This window comes from Glaciihabitans sp. dw_435 (assembly GCF_018449675.1).
Classification (GTDB): Bacteria; Actinomycetota; Actinomycetes; order Actinomycetales; family Microbacteriaceae; genus Glaciihabitans.
In genome coordinates, this window is the sequence record NZ_JAAVUZ010000008.1 from 36,777 (window position 1) to 57,306 (window position 20,530).

31 protein-coding genes are annotated in these 20,530 nt (G+C 63.4%); 30 read left to right on the plus strand and 1 reads right to left on the minus strand.

Features of this window, described 5'->3' with window-relative positions; translation table 11 throughout:
• Positions 1–4 precede the first annotated feature (4 nt).
• The 29 genes from rplB (at position 5) to glmM (ending at position 17,604) form a co-directional block, all read left to right on the plus strand.
• Positions 5–844 carry a 50S ribosomal protein L2 gene (gene rplB, locus HB677_RS11650; protein ID WP_213815885.1) on the plus strand — a complete coding sequence of 280 codons (840 nt, stop codon included), beginning with the start codon at positions 5–7 and terminating at the stop codon, positions 842–844.
• A 12-nt stretch (positions 845–856) separates the two neighbouring features.
• The gene (gene rpsS, locus HB677_RS11655) at positions 857–1,138 is read left to right on the plus strand and encodes a 30S ribosomal protein S19 (protein ID WP_213815886.1); all 282 of its coding nucleotides are present in this window, start codon (positions 857–859) and stop codon (positions 1,136–1,138) included.
• A 24-nt stretch (positions 1,139–1,162) separates the two neighbouring features.
• On the plus strand, positions 1,163–1,558 hold the full coding sequence (gene rplV, locus HB677_RS11660; protein WP_213815887.1) for a 50S ribosomal protein L22: 396 nt from the start codon (positions 1,163–1,165) through the stop codon (positions 1,556–1,558).
• Positions 1,558–2,346, plus strand: a complete 789-nt coding sequence (gene rpsC, locus HB677_RS11665) for a 30S ribosomal protein S3 (protein ID WP_213815888.1) — start codon at positions 1,558–1,560, stop codon at positions 2,344–2,346. The genes rplV and rpsC overlap by 1 nt, the downstream gene beginning before the upstream one ends.
• Before the next feature lie 2 nt (positions 2,347–2,348).
• Complete coding sequence (gene rplP / locus HB677_RS11670) at positions 2,349–2,768, plus strand: 50S ribosomal protein L16 (protein ID WP_213815889.1); 420 nt, start codon at positions 2,349–2,351, stop codon at positions 2,766–2,768.
• Positions 2,768–3,100, plus strand: coding sequence for a 50S ribosomal protein L29 (gene rpmC, locus HB677_RS18675; protein ID WP_213815890.1), 333 nt, complete (start codon positions 2,768–2,770; stop codon positions 3,098–3,100). Before rplP ends, rpmC begins: the two co-directional genes overlap by 1 nt.
• A complete protein-coding gene (gene rpsQ, locus HB677_RS11680) occupies positions 3,100–3,402 on the plus strand; it encodes a 30S ribosomal protein S17 (protein WP_213815891.1) in 303 nt (100 codons plus the stop codon). Before rpmC ends, rpsQ begins: the two co-directional genes overlap by 1 nt.
• 32 nt (positions 3,403–3,434) lie before the next feature.
• The gene (rplN, locus tag HB677_RS11685; RefSeq protein WP_106213246.1) at positions 3,435–3,803 is read left to right on the plus strand and encodes a 50S ribosomal protein L14; all 369 of its coding nucleotides are present in this window, start codon (positions 3,435–3,437) and stop codon (positions 3,801–3,803) included.
• Positions 3,804–3,805: 2 nt separating this feature from the next.
• The gene (gene rplX / locus HB677_RS11690) at positions 3,806–4,165 is read left to right on the plus strand and encodes a 50S ribosomal protein L24 (RefSeq protein WP_213815892.1); all 360 of its coding nucleotides are present in this window, start codon (positions 3,806–3,808) and stop codon (positions 4,163–4,165) included.
• A complete protein-coding gene (gene rplE, locus HB677_RS11695; protein ID WP_213815893.1) occupies positions 4,165–4,761 on the plus strand; it encodes a 50S ribosomal protein L5 in 597 nt (198 codons plus the stop codon). The genes rplX and rplE overlap by 1 nt, the downstream gene beginning before the upstream one ends.
• Before the next feature lie 76 nt (positions 4,762–4,837).
• Positions 4,838–5,236, plus strand: a complete 399-nt coding sequence (rpsH, locus tag HB677_RS11700; RefSeq protein ID WP_213815894.1) for a 30S ribosomal protein S8 — start codon at positions 4,838–4,840, stop codon at positions 5,234–5,236.
• A 6-nt stretch (positions 5,237–5,242) separates the two neighbouring features.
• Positions 5,243–5,779, plus strand: coding sequence for a 50S ribosomal protein L6 (rplF, locus tag HB677_RS11705; protein ID WP_213815895.1), 537 nt, complete (start codon positions 5,243–5,245; stop codon positions 5,777–5,779).
• Between the two features lie 2 nt (positions 5,780–5,781).
• Positions 5,782–6,153 (plus strand): 50S ribosomal protein L18, encoded by a 372-nt coding sequence (gene rplR, locus HB677_RS11710; protein WP_213815896.1) that lies wholly within the window; start codon positions 5,782–5,784, stop codon positions 6,151–6,153.
• Complete coding sequence (gene rpsE / locus HB677_RS11715; protein ID WP_307852579.1) at positions 6,150–6,881, plus strand: 30S ribosomal protein S5; 732 nt, start codon at positions 6,150–6,152, stop codon at positions 6,879–6,881. The genes rplR and rpsE overlap by 4 nt, the downstream gene beginning before the upstream one ends.
• Entirely contained in the window at positions 6,881–7,066 is a 186-nt protein-coding gene (rpmD, locus tag HB677_RS11720; protein ID WP_213815897.1) for a 50S ribosomal protein L30, read from the plus strand. Before rpsE ends, rpmD begins: the two co-directional genes overlap by 1 nt.
• The gene (gene rplO, locus HB677_RS11725; RefSeq protein ID WP_213815898.1) at positions 7,066–7,755 is read left to right on the plus strand and encodes a 50S ribosomal protein L15; all 690 of its coding nucleotides are present in this window, start codon (positions 7,066–7,068) and stop codon (positions 7,753–7,755) included. The genes rpmD and rplO overlap by 1 nt, the downstream gene beginning before the upstream one ends.
• Positions 7,756–7,910: 155 nt before the next feature.
• Positions 7,911–9,236 carry a preprotein translocase subunit SecY gene (gene secY, locus HB677_RS11730; RefSeq protein WP_213815899.1) on the plus strand — a complete coding sequence of 442 codons (1,326 nt, stop codon included), beginning with the start codon at positions 7,911–7,913 and terminating at the stop codon, positions 9,234–9,236.
• Positions 9,233–9,838 carry an adenylate kinase gene (locus HB677_RS11735; protein WP_213815900.1) on the plus strand — a complete coding sequence of 202 codons (606 nt, stop codon included), beginning with the start codon at positions 9,233–9,235 and terminating at the stop codon, positions 9,836–9,838. The genes secY and HB677_RS11735 overlap by 4 nt, the downstream gene beginning before the upstream one ends.
• Positions 9,838–10,674, plus strand: a complete 837-nt coding sequence (gene map / locus HB677_RS11740) for a type I methionyl aminopeptidase (protein ID WP_213815901.1) — start codon at positions 9,838–9,840, stop codon at positions 10,672–10,674. The genes HB677_RS11735 and map overlap by 1 nt, the downstream gene beginning before the upstream one ends.
• 214 nt (positions 10,675–10,888) lie before the next feature.
• Positions 10,889–11,110, plus strand: a complete 222-nt coding sequence (gene infA, locus HB677_RS11745) for a translation initiation factor IF-1 (RefSeq protein ID WP_055811571.1) — start codon at positions 10,889–10,891, stop codon at positions 11,108–11,110.
• A 68-nt stretch (positions 11,111–11,178) separates the two neighbouring features.
• Positions 11,179–11,295: a 50S ribosomal protein L36 gene (gene rpmJ / locus HB677_RS11750; RefSeq protein WP_200556584.1), complete on the plus strand. Its 117-nt coding sequence runs from the start codon at positions 11,179–11,181 to the stop codon at positions 11,293–11,295.
• Positions 11,296–11,440: 145 nt separating this feature from the next.
• Entirely contained in the window at positions 11,441–11,815 is a 375-nt protein-coding gene (gene rpsM / locus HB677_RS11755) for a 30S ribosomal protein S13 (protein ID WP_213815902.1), read from the plus strand.
• A gap of 42 nt (positions 11,816–11,857) precedes the next feature.
• Entirely contained in the window at positions 11,858–12,256 is a 399-nt protein-coding gene (rpsK, locus tag HB677_RS11760; RefSeq protein ID WP_213815903.1) for a 30S ribosomal protein S11, read from the plus strand.
• A gap of 171 nt (positions 12,257–12,427) precedes the next feature.
• A complete protein-coding gene (locus HB677_RS11765; RefSeq protein ID WP_213815904.1) occupies positions 12,428–13,426 on the plus strand; it encodes a DNA-directed RNA polymerase subunit alpha in 999 nt (332 codons plus the stop codon).
• Between the two features lie 52 nt (positions 13,427–13,478).
• On the plus strand, positions 13,479–14,006 hold the full coding sequence (gene rplQ, locus HB677_RS11770) for a 50S ribosomal protein L17 (protein WP_213815905.1): 528 nt from the start codon (positions 13,479–13,481) through the stop codon (positions 14,004–14,006).
• 88 nt (positions 14,007–14,094) lie between these two features.
• A complete protein-coding gene (locus tag HB677_RS11775; RefSeq protein ID WP_307852580.1) occupies positions 14,095–15,033 on the plus strand; it encodes a tRNA pseudouridine synthase A in 939 nt (312 codons plus the stop codon).
• Positions 15,034–15,244: 211 nt separating this feature from the next.
• Complete coding sequence (gene rplM / locus HB677_RS11780; RefSeq protein WP_213815907.1) at positions 15,245–15,691, plus strand: 50S ribosomal protein L13; 447 nt, start codon at positions 15,245–15,247, stop codon at positions 15,689–15,691.
• Positions 15,692–15,730: 39 nt separating this feature from the next.
• Positions 15,731–16,216, plus strand: a complete 486-nt coding sequence (rpsI, locus tag HB677_RS11785) for a 30S ribosomal protein S9 (RefSeq protein WP_213815908.1) — start codon at positions 15,731–15,733, stop codon at positions 16,214–16,216.
• A 26-nt stretch (positions 16,217–16,242) separates the two neighbouring features.
• Positions 16,243–17,604 carry a phosphoglucosamine mutase gene (gene glmM, locus HB677_RS11790; protein ID WP_213815909.1) on the plus strand — a complete coding sequence of 454 codons (1,362 nt, stop codon included), beginning with the start codon at positions 16,243–16,245 and terminating at the stop codon, positions 17,602–17,604.
• Between the two features lie 49 nt (positions 17,605–17,653).
• Here glmM and coaA read toward each other — a convergent pair whose 3' ends face one another.
• Complete coding sequence (gene coaA, locus HB677_RS11795; RefSeq protein ID WP_213815910.1) at positions 17,654–18,586, minus strand: type I pantothenate kinase; 933 nt, start codon at positions 18,584–18,586, stop codon at positions 17,654–17,656.
• Between the two features lie 90 nt (positions 18,587–18,676).
• On the opposite strand from coaA, the gene glmS reads away from it, so the two are divergent.
• On the plus strand, positions 18,677–20,527 hold the full coding sequence (gene glmS, locus HB677_RS11800; protein ID WP_213815911.1) for a glutamine--fructose-6-phosphate transaminase (isomerizing): 1,851 nt from the start codon (positions 18,677–18,679) through the stop codon (positions 20,525–20,527).
• The last annotated feature ends 3 nt before the right edge of the window (positions 20,528–20,530 follow it).

Here is a 20,530-nt window from a genome sequence, read left to right on the forward strand (position 1 = left end):
AATCATGGCTATTCGTAAGTACAAGCCCACGACCCCCGGTCGTCGCGGATCCTCGGTTGCAGATTTTGCCGAGATCACCCGTTCGACCCCCGAGAAGTCGCTGCTTCGTCCACTGCCCAAGACCGGTGGTCGTAACAACGCCGGTCGCATCACGACGCGTCACATCGGTGGTGGCCACAAGCGCCAGTACCGCGTGATCGACTTCAAGCGCAACGACAAGGACGGCATCAACGCCCGCGTCGCTGAGATTGAGTACGACCCGAACCGCACGGCGCGCATCGCGCTGCTGCACTTCCTGGATGGCACGAAGCGCTACATCATCGCTCCGAACAAGCTCAGCCAGGGCGACATCATCGAGTCGGGTCCTTCCGCTGACATCAAGCCGGGTAACAACCTTCCGCTGAAGAACATCCCGGTCGGAACCGTTATCCACGCGATCGAGCTGAAGCCGGGCGGGGGAGCCAAGATGGCTCGTTCAGCCGGTGCATCCGTTCGTCTCGTTGCCAAGGACGGCCCCTACGCGCAGCTTCGTCTGCCGTCGGGTGAAATCCGCAACGTTGACGCTCGCTGCCGCGCGACGATCGGCGAGGTCGGCAACGCCGAGCAGTCGAACATCAACTGGGGAAAGGCCGGCCGCATGCGCTGGAAGGGCGTTCGCCCGACCGTCCGTGGTGTCGCGATGAACCCGGTTGACCACCCCCACGGTGGTGGTGAGGGCAAGACCTCCGGTGGACGTCACCCGGTCAGCCCCTGGGGCCAGAAGGAAGGCCGCACGCGCAAGCGCAAGCTTGAAAGCGACAAGCTCATTGTTCGCCGACGCAACGTCGGCAAGAAGCGCAAGTAGGAGTTGTAGAAGATGCCACGCAGTCTTAAGAAGGGCCCCTTCGTCGATGAGCACCTGCTTCGCAAGGTAGTTGTCGCCAATGAGGCCTCAAGCAAGAACGTAATCAAGACCTGGTCACGCCGCTCCATGATCATCCCGATCATGCTCGGTCACACCATTGCGGTGCACGACGGCCGCAAGCACATCCCGGTGTTCATCACCGAATCCATGGTGGGCCACAAGCTCGGCGAGTTCTCGCCCACCCGCACCTTCCGCGGCCATGAGAAGGACGACAAGAAGGGTCGCCGCCGCTAACGCGGTGGCGTAAGGAGGAGAGAAATGGTTGAGTCGATCGCTCGCGTGAAGCACATCCGCGTCACCGCCACCAAGGCTCGTCGCGTCGTTAACCTGATCCGCGGCAAGCAGGCAATGGAAGCACTGGCAATCTTGAAGTTCGCCCCCCAGGGTGCGAGCGAGCCGGTGTACAAGCTGGTTGCGTCCGCTATCGCCAATGCGCGAGTCAAGGCAGACGCTGCAAACACTTACCTGGACGAGCAGGACCTGTTCGTTTCGTCGGCTTTCGTTGACGAGGGCACGACCCTGAAGCGGTTCCAGCCGCGTGCACAGGGCCGCGCATTCCAGATCCTGAAGCGCACCAGCCACATCACGATCGTTCTGGCCACGCCAGATGACGCCGACGTGGTCAAGGCGACCAAGAAGGCAGGAAAGAAGTAATGGGCCAGAAAGTAAACCCCTACGGTTTCCGTCTGGGAATCACCACCGACCACGTGTCGCGTTGGTTCTCTGACAGCACGAAGGTCGGACAGCGTTACAGCGACTACGTCGCCGAGGACATCAAGATCCGCAACCTGCTCAAGACGAGCCTCGACCGTGCCGGTGTGGCACGCATCGAGATCGAGCGCACCCGCGACCGCGTTCGCGTCGACATTCATACCGCCCGTCCGGGCATTGTGATCGGTCGCCGTGGCGCCGAGGCCGAGCGTATTCGCTCCGACCTCGAGAAGCTGTCGGGCAAGCAGATCCAGCTGAACATCCTCGAGGTCAAGAACCCCGAGGCCGAGGCACAGCTCGTTGCACAGGGAATTGCGGAGCAGCTCAGCGCTCGCGTCGCGTTCCGTCGTGCAATGCGCAAGGGCATGCAGGGTGCACAGCGCACCCCCACCGTCAAGGGTGTACGTATCCAGGTCTCCGGTCGTCTGGGTGGCGCAGAAATGAGCCGCTCCGAGTTCTACCGTGAGGGTCGCGTTCCGCTGCACACCCTGCGCGCGAACATCGACTATGGCTTCTACGAGGCCAAGACCACCTTCGGCCGTATCGGCGTGAAGGTCTGGATCTACAAGGGCGACATCACGAACAAGGAACTTGCTCGCGAGCAGGCCAACCAGAAGTCAACGCGCCCCGAGCGTCGTGACGGTGGTGGCCGCGATAACCGCGACGGCGACCGTGCCCGTCGCGCCCCGCGTGCTGACGCTGCGCCCGTCGCAGCAGGAGTTGAGGCGTAACCATGTTGATTCCCCGCAGAGTTAAGCACCGCAAGCAGCACCACCCCGGCCGTAGCGGCCATGCAACCGGTGGTACCAAGGTCTCGTTCGGCGAGTACGGTATCCAGGCCATGACGCCCGCCTACGTTACGAACCGCCAGATTGAGGCTGCTCGTATTGCCATGACACGTCACATCAAGCGTGGTGGAAAGGTGTGGATCAACATCTACCCCGACCGCCCGCTCACCAAGAAGCCTGCCGAAACCCGCATGGGTTCCGGTAAGGGTTCGCCCGAGTGGTGGATCGCCAACGTCAAGCCAGGTCGCGTGCTCTTCGAGCTCGCCGGCGTCAGCGAGACCGTTGCACGCGAGGCCATGACTCGTGCCATTCACAAGCTGCCCTTGAAGGCACGCATCATCAAGCGCGAGGAGGGCGACGCATAATGGCGATCGGATCCAAGGAGCTCGCACCAACTGAGCTCGACACTTTCGAAGACGAGCGACTCGTCGACGAGCTGAAGAAGGCCAAGGAAGAGCTGTTCAACCTGCGCTTCCAGTCGGCAACCGGCCAGCTCGAGAGCCACGGACGACTGCGCGCTGTCAAGCGCGACATCGCCCGTATCTACACGGTTATCCGTGAGCGCGAGCTGGGCATTCGTGCCACGCCCGCAGCTGTAGAGGTAGCGGCTCCCGTCAAGGCAAAGAAGACCAAGAAGGCGGACGCCGCAGCTGTTGCTGAGACCGAGCCCACTGAAACTGCCGAGGAGGCCAAGTAATGGCTGAGGTCAAGGACACGTCAGTGTCACACGACGTCAAGGACGCTACAGCTCGCGGTTACCGCAAGACGCGTCGCGGCTACGTCACCAGCGACAAGATGGAGAAGACCATCGTCGTTGAGGTCGAAGACCGCGTAAAGCACCCGTTGTACGGCAAGGTCATCCGCCGTACCTCCAAGGTCAAGGTCCACGATGAGGCCAACTCGGCCGGCATCGGCGACCTCGTTGTTATCAGCGAGACCCGCCCCCTGTCCGCTACGAAGCGCTGGCGCCTCGTCGAGGTCCTCGAGAAGGCCAAGTAAGCCTCGCGCTTGCTTGACGCAGGAGATAAAAAATGATTCAGCAGGAATCCCGACTCAAGATCGCCGATAACACCGGCGCCAAGGAGATTCTTACCATTCGCGTTCTCGGTGGCTCAGGCCGTCGTTACGCGGGTCTTGGTGACGTCATCGTCGCCACCGTGAAAGATGCGATCCCTGGCGGAAACGTCAAGAAGGGTGACGTCGTCAAGGCAGTCATCGTTCGCACCAAGAAGGAGACCCGTCGCGCGGATGGCTCGTACATCAAGTTCGACGAAAACGCCGCAGTGATCCTCAAGGCTGACGGAGACCCTCGCGGTACCCGCATCTTTGGGCCGGTTGGTCGTGAGCTTCGCGATAAGAAGTTCATGAAGATCATCTCGCTGGCACCGGAGGTCATTTAATCATGGCGAACATCAAGAAGGGTGACCTGGTTCAGGTCATCACCGGCGCAACCCAGGCTCGCGGCGGAGACCGCGGCAAGCAGGGTCGCGTCATCGAGGTACTCAGTGAGCGCAACCGCGTGATCGTGGAGGGTGTCAACTTTGTCACCAAGCACGTTCGCGTCGGCCAGAGCGACCGCGGTACCAAGACCGGCGGCATTGAGCAGCACGAGGCACCGATCCACGTGTCCAACGTCGCGCTGCTCGACCCCGAAACCAAGAAGCCGACCCGCGTCGGTTTCCGCGAGGAGGTAGTGGAGAAGGACGGCGTCAAGAAGACCGTTCGTATCCGTTACGCCAAGAAGTCAGGTAAGGACCTGTAATGACTGACACGACGACTGCTGCGCCGGCAGGCAAGACCCTGCCGCGCCTCAAGCAGAAGTACCAGGACGAGATCTCAGCTCAGCTCAAGGCTGACTTCGGTTTCACGAACGTGCACCAGGTGCCCGGACTCGTGAAGATCGTTGTCAACACGGGTGTCGGTGAGGCAGCCCGCGATGGCAAGATCATCGACGGCGCCGTCAAGGACCTCACGGCCATCACCGGCCAGAAGCCGCTTGTCACGAACGCTCGCAAGTCGATCGCTCAGTTCAAGCTGCGCGAGGGCCAGCCCATTGGTGCACACGTCACGCTTCGTGGCGACCGCGCGTGGGAGTTCCTCGACCGTCTGCTCTCGCTCGCGCTTCCCCGTATCCGCGACTTCCGTGGCCTGTCGGACAAGCAGTTCGATGGCCGCGGCAACTACACCTTCGGTCTCACGGAGCAGTCCATGTTCCACGAGATCGACCAGGACCGCATTGACCGTGTTCGCGGTTTCGACATCACTGTCGTCACCACGGCGAAGAACGACGACGAGGGACGCGCGCTGCTCAAGGCGCTCGGCTTCCCGTTCCGTAACGCCACGAACACACCTTCCTAACCCTGCTCCACCTATCGGCTAGGTCGGCCTCCGTGTACCGGATGTCGAAACCAGACGAGAAAAGGAAACATCCGCAATGACAATGACAGATCCGGTCGCAGACCTGCTGACCAGACTGCGCAACGCTAACTCGGCGTACCACGAAACTGTGTCGCTTCCGAGCAGCAAGCTCAAGACCCACATCGCCGAGATCCTCAAGTCCGAGGGTTTCATCTCGGCCTGGAAGATCGAGGACGCCCGCGTCGGACAGACGCTGACGATCGACCTCAAGTACGGCCCGAACCGTGAGCGCTCCATCGTGGGCATCAAGCGCGTTTCGAAGCCTGGTCTCCGCGTATACGCAAAGTCCACGGAGATCCCCAAGGTCTTCGGTGGCCTCGGTGTCGCCATCCTGTCCACTTCCTCCGGTCTGCTCACGGACCGCCAGGCGAGCAAGAAGGGCGTAGGTGGGGAAGTCCTCGCCTACGTGTGGTAATCCGTCATGTCACGTATCGGACGCCTTCCCATCTCGATTCCCGCTGGAGTCGATGTCACGGTTGATGGCTCGCTCATCACCGTCAAGGGCCCGAAGGGCGAGCTTTCGCTCGTCGTCGCCAGCCCCATCGAGGTCAAGAACGAGGACGGCCAGCTGCTGGTCACTCGTCCCGACGACGAGCGCGAATCGCGTTCGCTGCACGGCTTGACCCGCACGCTGATCGCAAACCAGATCGTCGGCGTCACCGAGGGCTACAAAAAGGGCCTTGAGGTCGTCGGTACCGGTTACCGCGTCGCCGCAAAGGGTGAGTCGGTCGAGTTCGCACTCGGCTTCTCCCACTCGATCACGGTCACGCCGCCGGCTGGCATCAGCTTTACCGTCGAGGGCAACAACAAGTTGACCGTCAGCGGTATCGACAAGCAAGCCGTCGGCGAGGTCGCGGCCAACATTCGTAAGTTGCGCAAGCCGGAGCCCTATAAGGGCAAGGGCGTGCGTTACGCAGGCGAGGTAGTCCGCCGCAAGGCCGGAAAGAGTGGTAAGTAATCATGGGTCTCGGAACTAGAGGCAAGAGCAAGTCGGCCGCAAAGGGTCGCAGGCACACTCGCCTTCGCAAGAAGGTTGTTGGCACCGAGGCGCGTCCGCGTCTCGTCGTCACCCGCTCGGCCCGCCACGTCTTCGTTCAGGTCGTTGATGACAGCAAGGGTTTCACCCTCGCATCCGCATCAACGCTTGAGGCTGACATGCGCACCTTCGATGGCGACAAGACCGCCAAGTCACGCAAGGTTGGCGAACTCGTCGCCGAGCGCGCACTGGCTGCCGGCGTCGAAGCCGTTGTATTTGACCGTGGTGGTAGCAAGTACGCGGGTCGCGTAGCTGCAATCGCCGAGGGAGCTCGAGAGGGTGGATTGAACCTGTGAGCGACGCAACTAACAAGGAGCAGAACGTGGCTGCTGAGGCACCCGTGGCCGTCACCGCTGAGGCCGTTGCTACGGCCGCAGTCGTCGACGCGCCTGCTACCGACGTCACCAACGAGCCTCGTGAGGCTCGCCGTGGCGGACGTGAGCGCAACCCCAACCGTGAGCGCGGATCCCGCGACACCGAGAAGAGCCAGTTCCTGGAGCGCGTTGTCACCATCAACCGCGTGTCGAAGGTCGTCAAGGGTGGTCGTCGCTTTAGCTTCACCGCTCTCGTCGTCGTCGGCGATGGAAACGGACTCGTCGGTGTCGGTTACGGCAAGGCCCGCGAAGTTCCCACGGCCATCTCGAAGGGTGTCGAGGAAGCGAAGAAGAACTTCTTCCGCGTTCCTCGCGTAGCTGCAACGATCCCTCACCCCGTCCAGGGTGAGGCCGCTGCTGGCGTCGTGCTGCTTCGTCCGGCCGCTGCAGGTACCGGTGTTATCGCCGGTGGTCCTGTCCGCGCCGTACTCGAGTGTGCTGGCATCCACGACGTTCTGAGCAAGTCGCTCGGTTCGTCGAACACGATCAACATCGTGCACGCCACGGTCGCTGCGCTCAAGCAGCTTGAGGAGCCTCGCGCGGTTGCCGCACGTCGCGGCCTCGAGCTCGAAGATGTCGCGCCGCTCCGCCTGGTCCGTGCCGATGCAGAGGCTCGCGGCGCTGCCGCGACCGCAAAGGCAGGTGTCTGATGGCCGCGCGCCTGAAAATTACACAGATCAAGTCAAAAATTAGTGAGAAGCAGAACCAGCGCGACACGCTGCGCAGCCTCGGACTTCACCGCATCAGCGATGTCGTTGTCCGCGAGGACAACGCGCAGAACCGCGGCTACGTGAAGACTGTCGCTCACCTGGTAAAGGTCGAGGAGATTGACTAATGGCTGACGAAAAGGAAGCTCCCAAGAAGGCAGCGCCCGCAAAGGCTGCTGCTGCCAAGGCTCCGGCCGCTAAGGCTCCGGCCAAGGCTGCTGCTGCCAAGGCGCCCGCAAAGGCCGCTGCTACCAAGGCTCCTGCAGCCAAGGCGGCAGCTGCCCCCAAGGCAGACAAGGCTCCGGCCGCTGCCAAGGCAAGCACGACGACTTCGGCCGCCGCTGCGAAGAAGGCCGCTCCGTCGGCCGACGTCGCACGCGCCCAGGTTCTCAAGGTCCACCACCTTCGCCCGGCACCTGGTGCCAAGAAGGCCCGCACCCGCGTCGGACGCGGTGAAGGCTCCAAGGGTAAGACGGCTGGCCGTGGAACCAAGGGTACGAAGGCTCGTTACTCCGTGCGTCCCGGCTTCGAGGCCGGAAACATCGGTTTCGTCATGCGAGCTCCGAAGCTGCGTGGGTTCAAGAACCCGTTCCGCGTCGAGTACCAGGTCGTCAACCTCGAGAAGCTCGCTGAGCTGTACCCCAACGGTGGAGATGTCACGATCAGTGACCTCGTCGCCAAGGGTGCCGTGCGTGACAACGAGAAGGTCAAGGTTCTTGGCTCCGGTGACATCGCGGTAAAGCTGAACGTCACGGTTGATAAGGTCTCCGGCTCCGCTGAGCAGAAGATCGTCGCCGCTGGTGGCTCGGTAAAGTAACAAGGCGCGATAGCGTTATGACGCGGAAAGCATAAGCTTGCCGCGGACGCGGGGTGATTGCCCCGCGTTGCCGCCACGGCGGCACAAACTTACGGTCGGGTGGGGTCCTAGCGGGCCCCACTCGAGCGAAGTTAATCTAGAAAGCAGGAGGCCTTGTGTTTAGAGCTGTCGCGCGAATTTTTCGCACGCCTGATCTTCGTCGAAAGATCGGGTTCACGCTCGGCATAATCGCGTTGTTCCGCCTCGGGTCGTTCGTCCCGGCGCCGTTCGTCGATTTTGGTAACGTCCAGGATTGCCTCGCGAATAACCAGAGCGCCTCGGGCCTCTACGAGCTGGTCAACCTCTTCAGCGGTGGAGCACTGCTGAAGCTGTCCATCTTCGCGTTGGGCATCATGCCGTACATCACGGCCTCGATCATCGTGCAGCTGCTGCGCGTGGTCATCCCACACTTCGACACCCTCTACAAGGAGGGACAGTCCGGCCAGGCAAAGCTGACGCAGTACACGCGTTATCTCACCATCGCGCTGGGCGTGCTGCAGTCAACAACTCTCATCACGGTGGCCCGCAGCGGCGCACTGTTCGGTACAAACACCGGCGTTCCGGCATGTACCGCTCTCATCACCGATGACTCCTGGTACGCGATCATGCTGATGGTCATCACCATGACCGCCGGTACCGGCCTGATCATGTGGATGGGCGAGCTCGTCACCGAGCGCGGCATCGGCAACGGAATGTCGCTGCTGATCTTCACGTCGATCGCCGCGCAGTTCCCCGGTTCGCTCTTTGCCATCGAGCAGTCCAAGGGCATCGAGACCCTCATCCTGGTCCTGGCGGTGGGCATCGTCATCATGGGTGCCGTCGTCTTTGTCGAGCAATCGCAGAGACGCATTCCCGTGCAGTACGCCAAACGTATGGTCGGCCGGCGAACGTATGGTGGCAACAACACCTACATCCCGATCAAGGTGAACATGGCCGGCGTTGTGCCCGTCATCTTCGCGTCATCCCTTCTGTACCTGCCCGCCCTCATCGCGCAGTTCAACCAGCCGACCGGTACGCAGGCGCCCGCCGCGTGGGTCACCTGGATCACGAACAACCTCGTGTCCGGTGACAACCCGCTGTACATGCTGTTCTACTTCGTTCTCATCGTCGGATTCACCTACTTCTACGTCGCGATCACCTTCAATCCGGAGGAAGTCGCCGACAACATGAAGAAGTACGGAGGGTTCATCCCCGGCATCCGTGCGGGTCGCCCGACGGCGGAGTACCTCGACTACGTGCTGACGCGCGTGACGCTTCCCGGATCGCTGTACCTCGGCCTGATCGCGCTTATCCCGCTGATCGCTCTCGGTCTCGTTGGCGCCAACTCGAACTTCCCGTTCGGTGGCGCGAGCATCCTGATCATCGTCGGTGTCGGACTGGAGACGGTCAAGCAGATCGACTCGCAGCTGCAGCAACGGCACTACGAGGGACTTCTGCGTTGAGCCGGTTCCTCCTGATCGGTCCCCCCGGCGCCGGCAAGGGCACGCAAGCCGTGCTTCTGTCGCAGATGCTCTCGATCCCCGCGATTTCCACGGGCGATATCTTTCGCAGCAACGTCAAGAACGAAACCGAACTCGGCAGGCTGGCGAAGGCGTTCATGGACGCCGGCGACAACGTTCCCGACAGCCTGACCAACGAGCTAGTTCGAGCGCGTCTGGTCGAGGATGACTCGGTCGCGGGATTCCTGCTCGACGGGTACCCGCGCACCGTAGACCAGGTTCGTGAGCTCGACGAATTCCTTGCAAGCCGTGACGAAGCTCTCGATCTCGTCATCGAACTGGTTGCCGACCCCGAGGTCGTGATTGCTCGCCTCAGCAAGCGCGCGACCGAGCAGGGCCGCTCTGACGACACCGAAGCCGTGGTGCGTCACCGCCTCGAGGTCTATGCCGAGCAGACGGAACCGCTCATCGACATTTACAGCTCCCGTGGGGTGCTGGTGAAGGTCGACGCGATCGGCACGGTCGAAGAAGTGACGGCCCGCATTGCGGATGCACTCGCCGCCCGTGGCATCAGCGTTCCCGAGCCCGACTCGGCAGCGGGCTAGTGGCGTCAGGGATTTACAAGTCTCCTGATGAACTGCGCGCACTCGTAGTTCCCGGCCGGATCACCTCCGATGCGCTTCTGGCCGTCCGCGATGCGATTCGCCCGGGCATCACGACGTTGGAGCTGGACTCGATCGCCGAATCCGTGATTCGCGGGGCCGGAGGCATCCCTAACTTCACGCTCGAGCCCGGGTATCACCACACGCTCTGCGTATCGATCAATGACGCCGTCGTGCATGGCGTTCCGAACGATCGCGTGATCGAGCCCGGCGACATCGTCTCGGTCGATTGCGGTGCGGAGTTCCAGGGCTGGAACGGCGACGCAGCCTTCACCGTCGTGGTTCCCGACCCGTCGCGCTCCGAACTCGTCGAACAGCGTCAGAGATTGTCGGATGTCACGGAGGAATCCCTCTGGGCGGGCATTGCAAGTCTCGCCACCGTGAAGTTCGTCAACGACATCGGCGCTGCGGTCGAAGACACCATCGATTCCGGAGCTGCCGCGGGCAGTCCCTACGGAATCATCGAAGATTTCACCGGCCACGGCATCGGCCGTTCGATGCACGAGGAGCCTCCGGTGTTCAACTACCGGGTTCGCGGCCACGGTGCGCGCGTCAAGCCGGGACTCGTTCTCGCGATCGAGCCCATGGTGACAAGCGGGACGATAGAAACGCATGTGCTGGCGGATGACTGGACCATCGTCACCGACGATGGATCCGACGCCGCGCACTGGGAGCACTCGACCGCTGTACATTCCGGCGGGATCTGGGTCCTCACCGCGCCGGACGGCGGAGCTTCGCGGCTTGCGCGCTACGGCGTCGTGCCCGTTCCGGTTCCGTGACGCCCGCCGATTACCGCTGTATGAGCACGACTTCCGTGAATCGCGGCGCGCCGGATTCTCCGGGCGCCGAGACGGAGTATAAGTCCAACTTGGCAAAACGGGTGGTTATCACCTAAGCTTGATCTTTGGTGTTTCAGGCCTGCTTTCTGCATGCCCATCGGCACCACAATCCAACGCACGACCATCAATTACTACTTTTAGCGACGAAGAGGCTATGGCCAAAAAAGACGGTGTCATCGAGATCGAAGGCGCAGTAGTCGAAGCTCTGCCCAACGCAATGTTCCGCGTTGAGCTGACCAACGGCCACCGTGTTCTTGCCCACATTTCGGGCAAGATGCGCCAGCACTACATCCGCATCCTCCCCGAGGACCGCGTCATCGTGGAGCTGAGCCCTTACGACCTGACCCGCGGTCGGATCGTTTACCGCTACAAGTAACGGTTGCTGGACAAGTAACGGCCCACGGCACTCCGAGGGTACGAAGACAGCGAACACAAGGAAACACAATGAAGGTCAACCCCAGCGTTAAGCCCATCTGCGAGCACTGCCGCGTCATCCGTCGTCACGGAAACGTCATGGTCATCTGCAAGTCGAACCCGCGCCACAAGCAGCGCCAGGGCTAAGCAGTAGTTTTACCCCTCATCACCACATAGCAGCACCAGATCCCGACGCCAGGACGTACGTCCTGGTTGCGGGGGACACCATCGGTCGGAGGCCGGTGTACAGGAGCTGTTACAGACCTCCACTTACTCCATAGGAGAAGCCACCATGGCACGTCTAGCAGGCGTCGACATCCCGCGCGATAAGCGCGTTGAGGTCGCACTGACTTACATCTACGGTGTTGGCCGTACGAGCGCCCTCAAAACGCTCGCCGACACTGACATCAGCGGAGAAATCCGTGTGAAGGATCTGACCGACGACCAGCTCGTCGCCCTTCGCGATTACATCGAAACGAACTTCAAGGTAGAGGGTGACCTCCGCCGTGAGGTCGCCGCCGACATTCGCCGCAAGGTTGAGATCGGTAGCTACCAGGGAATCCGTCACCGCCGCGGTCTGCCCGTTCACGGACAGCGCACCAAGACCAACGCTCGCACCCGCAAGGGCCCGAAGCGCACCGTCGCCGGCAAGAAGAAGGCCCGATAGCGAGCACTGCTCGTATCGCCATACACGTTTTAGGAGAACACCATGGCAGCACCAAAATCGGCCGCTCGTAAGCCGCGTCGTAAAGAGAAGAAGAACGTTGCAGTGGGCCAGGCCCACATCAAGTCCACGTTCAACAACACCATCGTTACCATCACCGACCCGAGTGGTGCCGTACTGAGCTGGGCTTCGTCCGGAACGGTCGGCTTCAAGGGCTCGCGTAAGTCGACGCCGTTCGCGGCTCAGCTTTCCGCCGAGTCCGCTGCTCGCCAGGCTCAGGAGCATGGCGTCAAGAAGGTTGACGTTTTCGTCAAGGGACCCGGCTCAGGCCGCGAGACCGCGATCCGTTCGCTCCAGGCCGCTGGCCTCGAGGTCGGCGTGATCAGTGACGTTACCCCGCAGGCGCACAACGGTTGCCGCCCGCCGAAGCGTCGCCGCGTCTAACTACATTCTTCGTCGTTGGTCCGGCGGTGCACGCCTCGCGTGCGCTGCCGGGCCACCGGCGCGTTTGTCGTTTGACTCCCGCACTTTTACAACTCAAAACACAAACGACGGGTTCGCCACCCGCCGAGCCCAAGTGTCATATAGCGGACACTTTGCCGAAAGGAATAACCAGTGCTCATTGCACAGCGCCCCACTCTTGCAGAAGAGAACATCTCCGAGTTTCGCTCGCGGTTCGTCATTGAGCCCCTCGAGCCCGGCTTCGGCTACACGCTCGGCAACTCGCTTCGTCGCACCCTGCTCTCCTCGATCCCCGGAGCCGCTGTAACCAGCATCCGTATCGACGGCGTACTGCACGAGTTCAGCACGGTCCCCGGTGTTAAGGAAGACGTCACCGAGGTCATCCTGAACATCAAGGGCCTGGTTGTCTCGAGCGAGCACGACGAGCCCATCACCGCGTACCTGCGCAAGCAGGGCGCTGGCCAGGTCACGGCTGCTGACATCTCGGCTCCCGCCGGTGTCGAGATCCACAACCCGGAACTGCTCATCGCGACGCTGAACGACAAGGCGAAGTTCGAGCTGGAACTGACCATCGAGCGTGGCCGCGGCTACGTGTCGGCGACTCAGAACCGCAGCGAGTTCAGCGAAGCCGGCCAGATCCCGGTCGACTCGATCTACTCGCCCGTTCTCAAGGTCACCTACCGCGTCGAGGCAACTCGTGCCGGTGAGCGCACCGACTTCGACCGCCTCGTGGTCGACGTGGAGACGAAGTCGGCAATCACCCCGCGTGACGCCATCGCTTCTGCCGGTCGCACGCTGACCGAGCTGTTCGGACTCGCCCGCGAGCTGAACACCGCCGCAGAGGGCATCGAGATTGGCCCGGCTCCGGTCGACGCCGTTCTGTCCAGCGAGCTCAGCATGCCGATCGAGGACCTCGACCTGTCTGTGCGCAGCTACAACTGCCTCAAGCGCGAGGGAATCAACACCGTGAGCGAACTCGTCGCACTGTCGGAGACGCAGCTCATGAACATTCGTAACTTTGGCCAGAAGTCGGTTGACGAGGTCAAGGACAAGCTCGTCGAGATGGGACTGTCCCTCAAGGACACCGTGCCCGGCTTCGACGGCGCTCACTTCTACGGCGGATACGACGACGAAGAGACGACCACCAACTAGGTTCGTCCCTCTCGACGTTCCCACGACTTCTTTCACACCTGGAGATTAACTAATGGCTGCACCTACCAAGGGACCCCGCCTCGGCGGAGGGCCGGCGCATGAGCGCCTCATGCTCGCGAACCTCGCGGCTGCCCTGTTCACCCACAAGTCCATCAAGACGACCGAGACGCGCGCCAAGCGCCTGCGTCCCGTCGCCGAGCGTCTGATCACGTTCGCAAAGCGTGGCGACCTGCACGCTCGTCGTCGCGTTCTCGCGACGATCGGCGACAAGACCGTTGTGCACGAGCTCTTCACGGAGATCGCGCCCCTGGTCGAGCTGCGCGAGGGTGGCTACACCCGCATCACGAAGCTGGGCTTCCGCAAGGGAGACAACGCGTCGATGGTCCAGATGGAGCTCGTTCTCGAGCCCGTCAACCCGAAGCCGAAGAGCGCCAAGAAGGCCGCTGCCGCTGCAGCGACCGACGCTCCCGAGGAGACCCCGGTCGAGGAGACCGTAGTCGCCGAGGACGAGACGGTTGACGCTCCCGTCGAGGAGACCGAGGCTCCGGCCGAGGATGCTCCCGCCGAGGACGCCAAGTAACATCAGCTTTTCTTCATCAGGCCCCGCCGGTTCGGCGGGGCCTGATGTGTTTAAGGCGGGGTCGGAGGGAGAAGTTAGAATCGTGGGCGTGGAAAATGCAGCAGCACCGGAGAAAGACGACGCCCTGACGCGCCTGCGCCTGGACATCGCCTACGACGGCGGCTCGTTCAACGGCTGGAGCAAGCAGCCGGATCTGCGGACGGTGCAGGGTGCCATCGAAGACGCGCTCGCGATCGTCTTCCGCCGTCACCAGCCCATCCCTACCCTCACCGTCGCCGGGCGCACGGACGCCGGCGTGCATGCCCTTGGCCAGGTGGCGCACCTCGACCTCACCGACGCCCAGCTGCACAGCCTTGACCGGCCCCGCCGTGGCAAGCTCGCCGGGCGCGTGTACGACGGACCCGCCTCCCTCGGCAGGCGCATCAACGGCATCGCGGGCCTGGACAGCGACGTGTACGTCTCGCGTTCCTACATCGCTCCGGACGGATTCGACGCGCGCTTCTCAGCGACCTGGCGGCGGTACGAGTACCGGATCGCGGACACGGCGGCACCGCGCAATCCACTCGAACGCCACCGCACGCTCTGGTACCCCGCGCTTCTCGACGTTGACGTGATGAATGAGACGGCGGCATCCCTCATCGGTCTCTACGACTGGGTGGCCTACTGCAAGCCCCGCGAGGGTGCGACAACCGTGCGCAGCCTGCAGGAGTTCACCTGGCACCGCGAAGACGACGGCGTGCTCGTCGCACGCGTGAAGGCCGACGCCTTCTGCCACAGCATGGTGCGCTCGCTCGTGGGTGCGTGCGTGGCGGCGGGCCAGGGCAATCTCGCGCCGGGCCGTCCCGCAGAGATTCGTGACGAGGCGGCACGCACTGCCGAGTACAAGGTCATGCCCGCCAAGGGGCTCGTGCTCGTTGAAGTGGGATATCCGGATGACGCGGAGTTGGGTGCCCAGGCGGAGCTGACGCGCCGCCGCCGCACGGCTCTTGTCGCCAGCGGGCCGGGAATGGATGCACCGGCGCTGTAGCGTCGTCGGCGCGACATCCGCTCTCCCGCCCACCGGCTCGTTTGACCAAAGCGCGCCTGACCGGCTAATGTAGACCCTTGGTGCCTGCGCCTTTATGCAGAGCATCCGAAGTTGAGCCCTCCACCGGCATCCTTCCGCGCATATCTTGCACGGAATCTTCCACGGAGCGGGATTCACGAACGCCTCATTTCGAATAGAAAGCAGTACAGCTGTGACTCGTACGTTCTCGCCCACCCCCGCTGATGTTCAGCGCGACTGGGTCATCATCGACGCAACCGACATCGTGCTCGGCCGTCTCGCTAGCCACGCGGCTACCCTCCTTCGTGGAAAGCACAAGCCGACGTTTGCGCCCCACATGGACATGGGTGACTTCGTCATCATCATCAACGCAGAGAAGATCGCCCTGACGGGATCGAAGCTCACCGAGAAGAACCTCTACCGTCACTCCGGTTACCCGGGAGGCATCAGCGCCACGACGTACTCCGAGATGCTCGAGCGTTTCCCCACGCGTGCCGTGGAGAAGGCAGTTCGCGGAATGCTCCCGAAGAACTCGATCGGTCGCGCTCAGCTCACCAAGCTCAAGGTCTACGCGGGCCCCGAGCACCCTCACGCTGCGCAGCAGCCCAAGCCGTACACCCTCGGCCAGGTCGCGCAGTAGCGCCCCCCCGCCAGACCTAAGACTTAAGGATTCACGACAGTGGCGAAGATCGCAGACATCATCGAAGAGGCTCCCGAGAGCTTCACTACCGAGACCCCGACCACCGAGGCGCCTAAGGCTCCCCGTCCGGTTCTCACCGTTCCCGGCGCAGCCGTCGGACGTCGCAAGCAGGCTATTGCCCGCGTGCGTCTCATCCCCGGCGCTGGCACCATCACGGTCAACGGCCGTACGCTCGAGGACTACTTCCCGAACAAGCTGCACCAGCAGCTCATCAACGACCCGTTCAAGATCCTCGATCTTCTCGGCAGCTACGACGTCATCGCGAAGATCTCCGGCGGTGGCCCCTCCGGCCAGGCCGGCGCACTGCGCCTCGGCATCTCGCGTTCGCTGAACCAGATCGACGAAGAGAACAACCGTGCGGCCCTGAAGAAGGCCGGCTTCCTGAGCCGTGACGCTCGCGTCAAGGAGCGCAAGAAGGCCGGACTCAAGAAGGCACGTAAGGCTCCTCAGTTCTCGAAGCGCTAGACCGCACCCCGTAACCGGCAGCAGATATGCCACGGTTATTTGGTACGGATGGTGTCCGTGGGCTCGCCAACAGCGAGCTCACGGTTGAACTATCCCTCGGCCTTGCCCAGGCGGCAGCAGTCGTCCTGGGTAAGGGCCGTGTGGCCGACGGTCGACGCGCCTCTGGCCGTCGTCCCGTTGCAGTGGTCGCGCGCGACCCCCGGGTGTCGGGCGAGTTCATCGCGGCATCCGTTGCCGCGGGGCTCGCAAGCTCCGGCGTCGACGTTTACGACGCGGGAGTCATCCCCACCCCGGCCGCGGCGTTTCTCGTTGCCGACCTCGGTGCCGACTTTGGCGTGATGATTTCCGCCTCGCACAACCCGGCGCCCGACAACGGCATCAAGTTCTTTGCCACTGGTGGCACCAAGCTCCCGGACGAGGTCGAAGACCGCATTGAAGCGGCTCTGCTCGCCCCCAAACTTTCCCCGACCGGCGGCGACGTTGGACGGATCCGTCGATTCGCCGATGCGGAAGACCGCTACGTCGTGCACCTGTTGTCGACGCTTCCCAACCGTCTCGACGGCATCCACGTCGTGCTCGACTGCGCGCACGGCGCTGCCGCGGGCGTATCCCCGCAGGTCTTCACCGACGCCGGTGCCCGTGTCACGGTGATCGGCGCCGATCCCGACGGCATGAACATCAACGATGGCGTGGGTTCCACCCACCTGGACAACCTCGCCCGCGCGGTTATCGAGCACGGGGCCGACCTCGGCATCGCCCACGACGGTGACGCCGACCGCGCCCTCGCCGTGGATGCCAATGGCACCATCGTCGACGGCGACCAGATCATGGCAATCCTCGCGATCGCCATGGCCGATCGCGGAGCCCTCGTGAACCGCACGCTCGTCGCCACGGTGATGAGCAACCTCGGACTGCGTCGCGCCATGGCCGAGAATGACATCGCGATGCTCGAAACCCGCGTCGGCGACCGCTACGTTCTCGAGGCACTCAACGAGCACGCGCTCTCCCTTGGCGGTGAGCAGTCCGGTCACGTGATCATGACGCGCTTCGCCACCACCGGTGACGGCATCCTCACCGGCCTGCACCTCGTCGCCGAGATGGCCCGCACCGGCAAGACCCTCGCCGAGCTCGCCTCCGTCATGACGGTCTACCCGCAGACCCTCGTCAACGTGCGCGGCGTCGATCACCACGCGCTGTCGGCCAACACCGTCATCGCGGACGCCGTCGCCGCCGCAACCGCAGGCCTCGGCGATTCCGGACGGGTGCTGCTGCGTCCATCGGGCACCGAGCCGATGGTGCGCGTGATGGTCGAGGCCGAAGATCAGCTCGCCGCGGACACCATCGCCGAAGAGCTGGCCGCGGTCGTTCGTGAGCAACTCGCGCTCTAGAGGCATCCACTCGTCCCTGTATTAAAGGGGCGGATGACCCGTGCCGCCGCTAGATCTTGCGGAGGAGCACGCTGCTGACCTGGTGATTCGAGTCCTTGCGCAGCACGAGTGAGGCACGTGCCCGCGTGGGCAGGATGTTCTGCACGAGGTTCGGCTCATTGATCGCCGCCCAGATTCCCTCGGCGCGCGTGGTCGCCTGCTCCTCGGTGAGCGAGGCGAAACGGTGAAAGTACGACTGCGGGTTGGTGAATGCCCCGCGCTGCAGCGACAGGAAGCGGTCGACGTACCACTTGGCGATGTCGCCGGTCCTGGCATCCACATAGATCGTGAAGTCGAAGAGGTCGCTGACGGCCAGGCGTCCCGGCGTCGGAGGCTGCAGAACGTTGAGGCCCTCGACGATGAGCACGTCGGGGCGACGCACCACCACCTCGGCGTTCGGAACGATGTCGTAGTTCAGGTGCGAGTAAAAGGGAGCGCGCACCTCCGTGGCACCGCTCTTGATCTTGCTCACGAAGCGCAGCAGCGCTCGGCGGTCGTAGCTCTCGGGGAAGCCCTTGCGGTCCATGATGCCGCGGCGCTCGAGCTCGGCGTTCGGATACAGAAACCCGTCGGTGGGCACCAGCTCGACCCGGGGAGTGTCTTCCCAGCGGGCAAGCAGTTCGCGCAGCAGCCGGGCGACGGTGGATTTGCCCACGGCGACGGATCCGGCGATGCCGATCACGAACGGGGTGCTCGGGGTGCGATCCCCGAGAAACGTGCTCGTCGACCTGTGCAGGTCGCGGGCGCCGGCCACGTAGAGGTTGAGCAACCGGCTCAGCGGCAGGTACACGTCGGTGACCTCGCGCATGTCGAGCAGATCGCCGAGTCCGCGCAGTTGCACCAGCTCCAGCTCCGTGAGCGGCAGGTGCGTTGTGGGCGCAAGGGCGGCCCAGTCGTCCCTATCGATCTCGACATAGGGGGAGAGGTGGTTGAGATCAGGCATTGCAGACAACGCTAGCGCTTTGCGAGCGGATGCCCCGGCGGAGCGCGCCCTCGCGGCGGGAGACCAGCTCGTCAAAGTAAGATCGGCTGCATGTGTGGAATCGTTGGCTACGTCGGTCCAAATAGCAGCCTCGATGTTTTGCTTGCGGGGTTGAGTCGGCTCGAATACCGCGGCTACGACTCCGCCGGCGTTGCGGTCATCGACGACGCGGGACATATCGGCACCCGCAAGCGCGCCGGCAAGCTCAAGGAGCTGCTGGGCGAACTCGAGGAGACCCCTCTCAATGACGGCAAGACCGGCATCGGGCACACCCGCTGGGCCACCCACGGCGGCCCGAACGACAGCAACGCCCACCCGCACCTCGGGGACAACGGCAAACTGGCGCTGATCCACAACGGCATCATCGAAAACTTCTCCGAACTCAAGCAGGAGATGCTCGACGCGGGCGAGAGCTTCACCAGCGAGACCGACACCGAGGTCGCCGCCATCATGGTGGGCCGCGAGTATCGCGCGACCGGTGACCTCACCGAGAGCATGCGCCGCGTCGTCGCCCGTCTCGAGGGCGCATTCACCCTGCTCATCGTGCACGAGGACAGCCCCGGCGTCGTCGTCGGTGCCCGCCGCAATTCCCCGCTCGTCATCGGGCTTGGTGACGGCGAGAACTTCCTCGGCTCCGACGTCGCCGCCTTCGTGGGATTCACCCGTCGCGCCATGGAAATCGGCCAGGACCAGATCGTCACCATCCGGCCCGACTCGGTGCTCGTCACCGACTTCGACGGCGCCGCCGTGCAGAACACCGAGTATGAGGTCGCGTGGGATGCCTCGGCCGCCGAAAAGGGTGGCTGGGCGAGCTTCATGGCCAAGGAGATCAGCGAGGAGCCGGAGGCCGTCGCCAACACGCTTCGTGGTCGCATCCACGACGGCGCGGTCACGCTGCCGGAACTCGCCGTTCTCGATGACGTTGTGCTCGCCGGGATCAACCGTGTCATCGTCATCGCCTGTGGAACCGCCGCCTATGCGGGTGCCGTGGGCAAGTACGCGATCGAGAAGTGGGCGCGCGTTCCGGTCGAGGTGGAGCTCAGCCACGAGTTCCGCTACCGCGACCCGATCCTCGACGAGCGCACGCTCGTTGTCTCGATCAGCCAGTCGGGCGAGACCATGGACACCCTGATGGCCGTCAAGTACGCAAAGGCGTCCGGCGCCCGGGTGCTCTCGATCTGCAACACCCAGGGCTCCACGATCCCCCGCGAGTCGGAGGCGGTCATCTACACGCACGCGGGACCTGAGGTCGCCGTGGCATCCACCAAGGCATTCGTCGCCCAGATCACCGCCCTGTACCTGCTGGGATTGCACCTCGCCCAGGTGCGCGGAACCCTCAGCGCCGAAGCAATTGCCGAGAACGTCGAAGAACTGCGCGCCGTTCCGGAGAAGATCACCGAGGTGCTCGAGGTCTCCAAGTCCATCGGCCAGCTGGCCCACTGGATGACGGACACCCAGTCGGTGCTGTTCCTCGGTCGCCACGTCGGGTACCCCATCGCGATGGAGGGTGCGCTGAAGCTCAAGGAGCTCGCGTACATCCACGCCGAGGGTTTCGCCGCCGGCGAGCTCAAGCACGGCCCGATCGCGCTCATCGAGCCCGGCCAGATCGTCTTCGTGGTTGTGCCGTCGCCGCGCGACCCCTCGTCGCTGCACCCCAAGGTCGTCTCGAACATCCAGGAGATCCGCGCCCGCGGTGCCCGGGTGATCGCGATCGCCGAGCAGGGGGACGCCGCCGTGCTGCCCTTCGCCGACGAGGTCATCCCGATCCCGCTCGCCGGGTCGTTCTTCGAGCCCTTCCTCGCGGTCGTCCCGCTCCACATCTTCAGCATGGAACTCGCCATGGCCAAGGGACTCGACGTCGACCAGCCGCGGAACCTCGCCAAGTCCGTCACCGTCGAGTAGCAG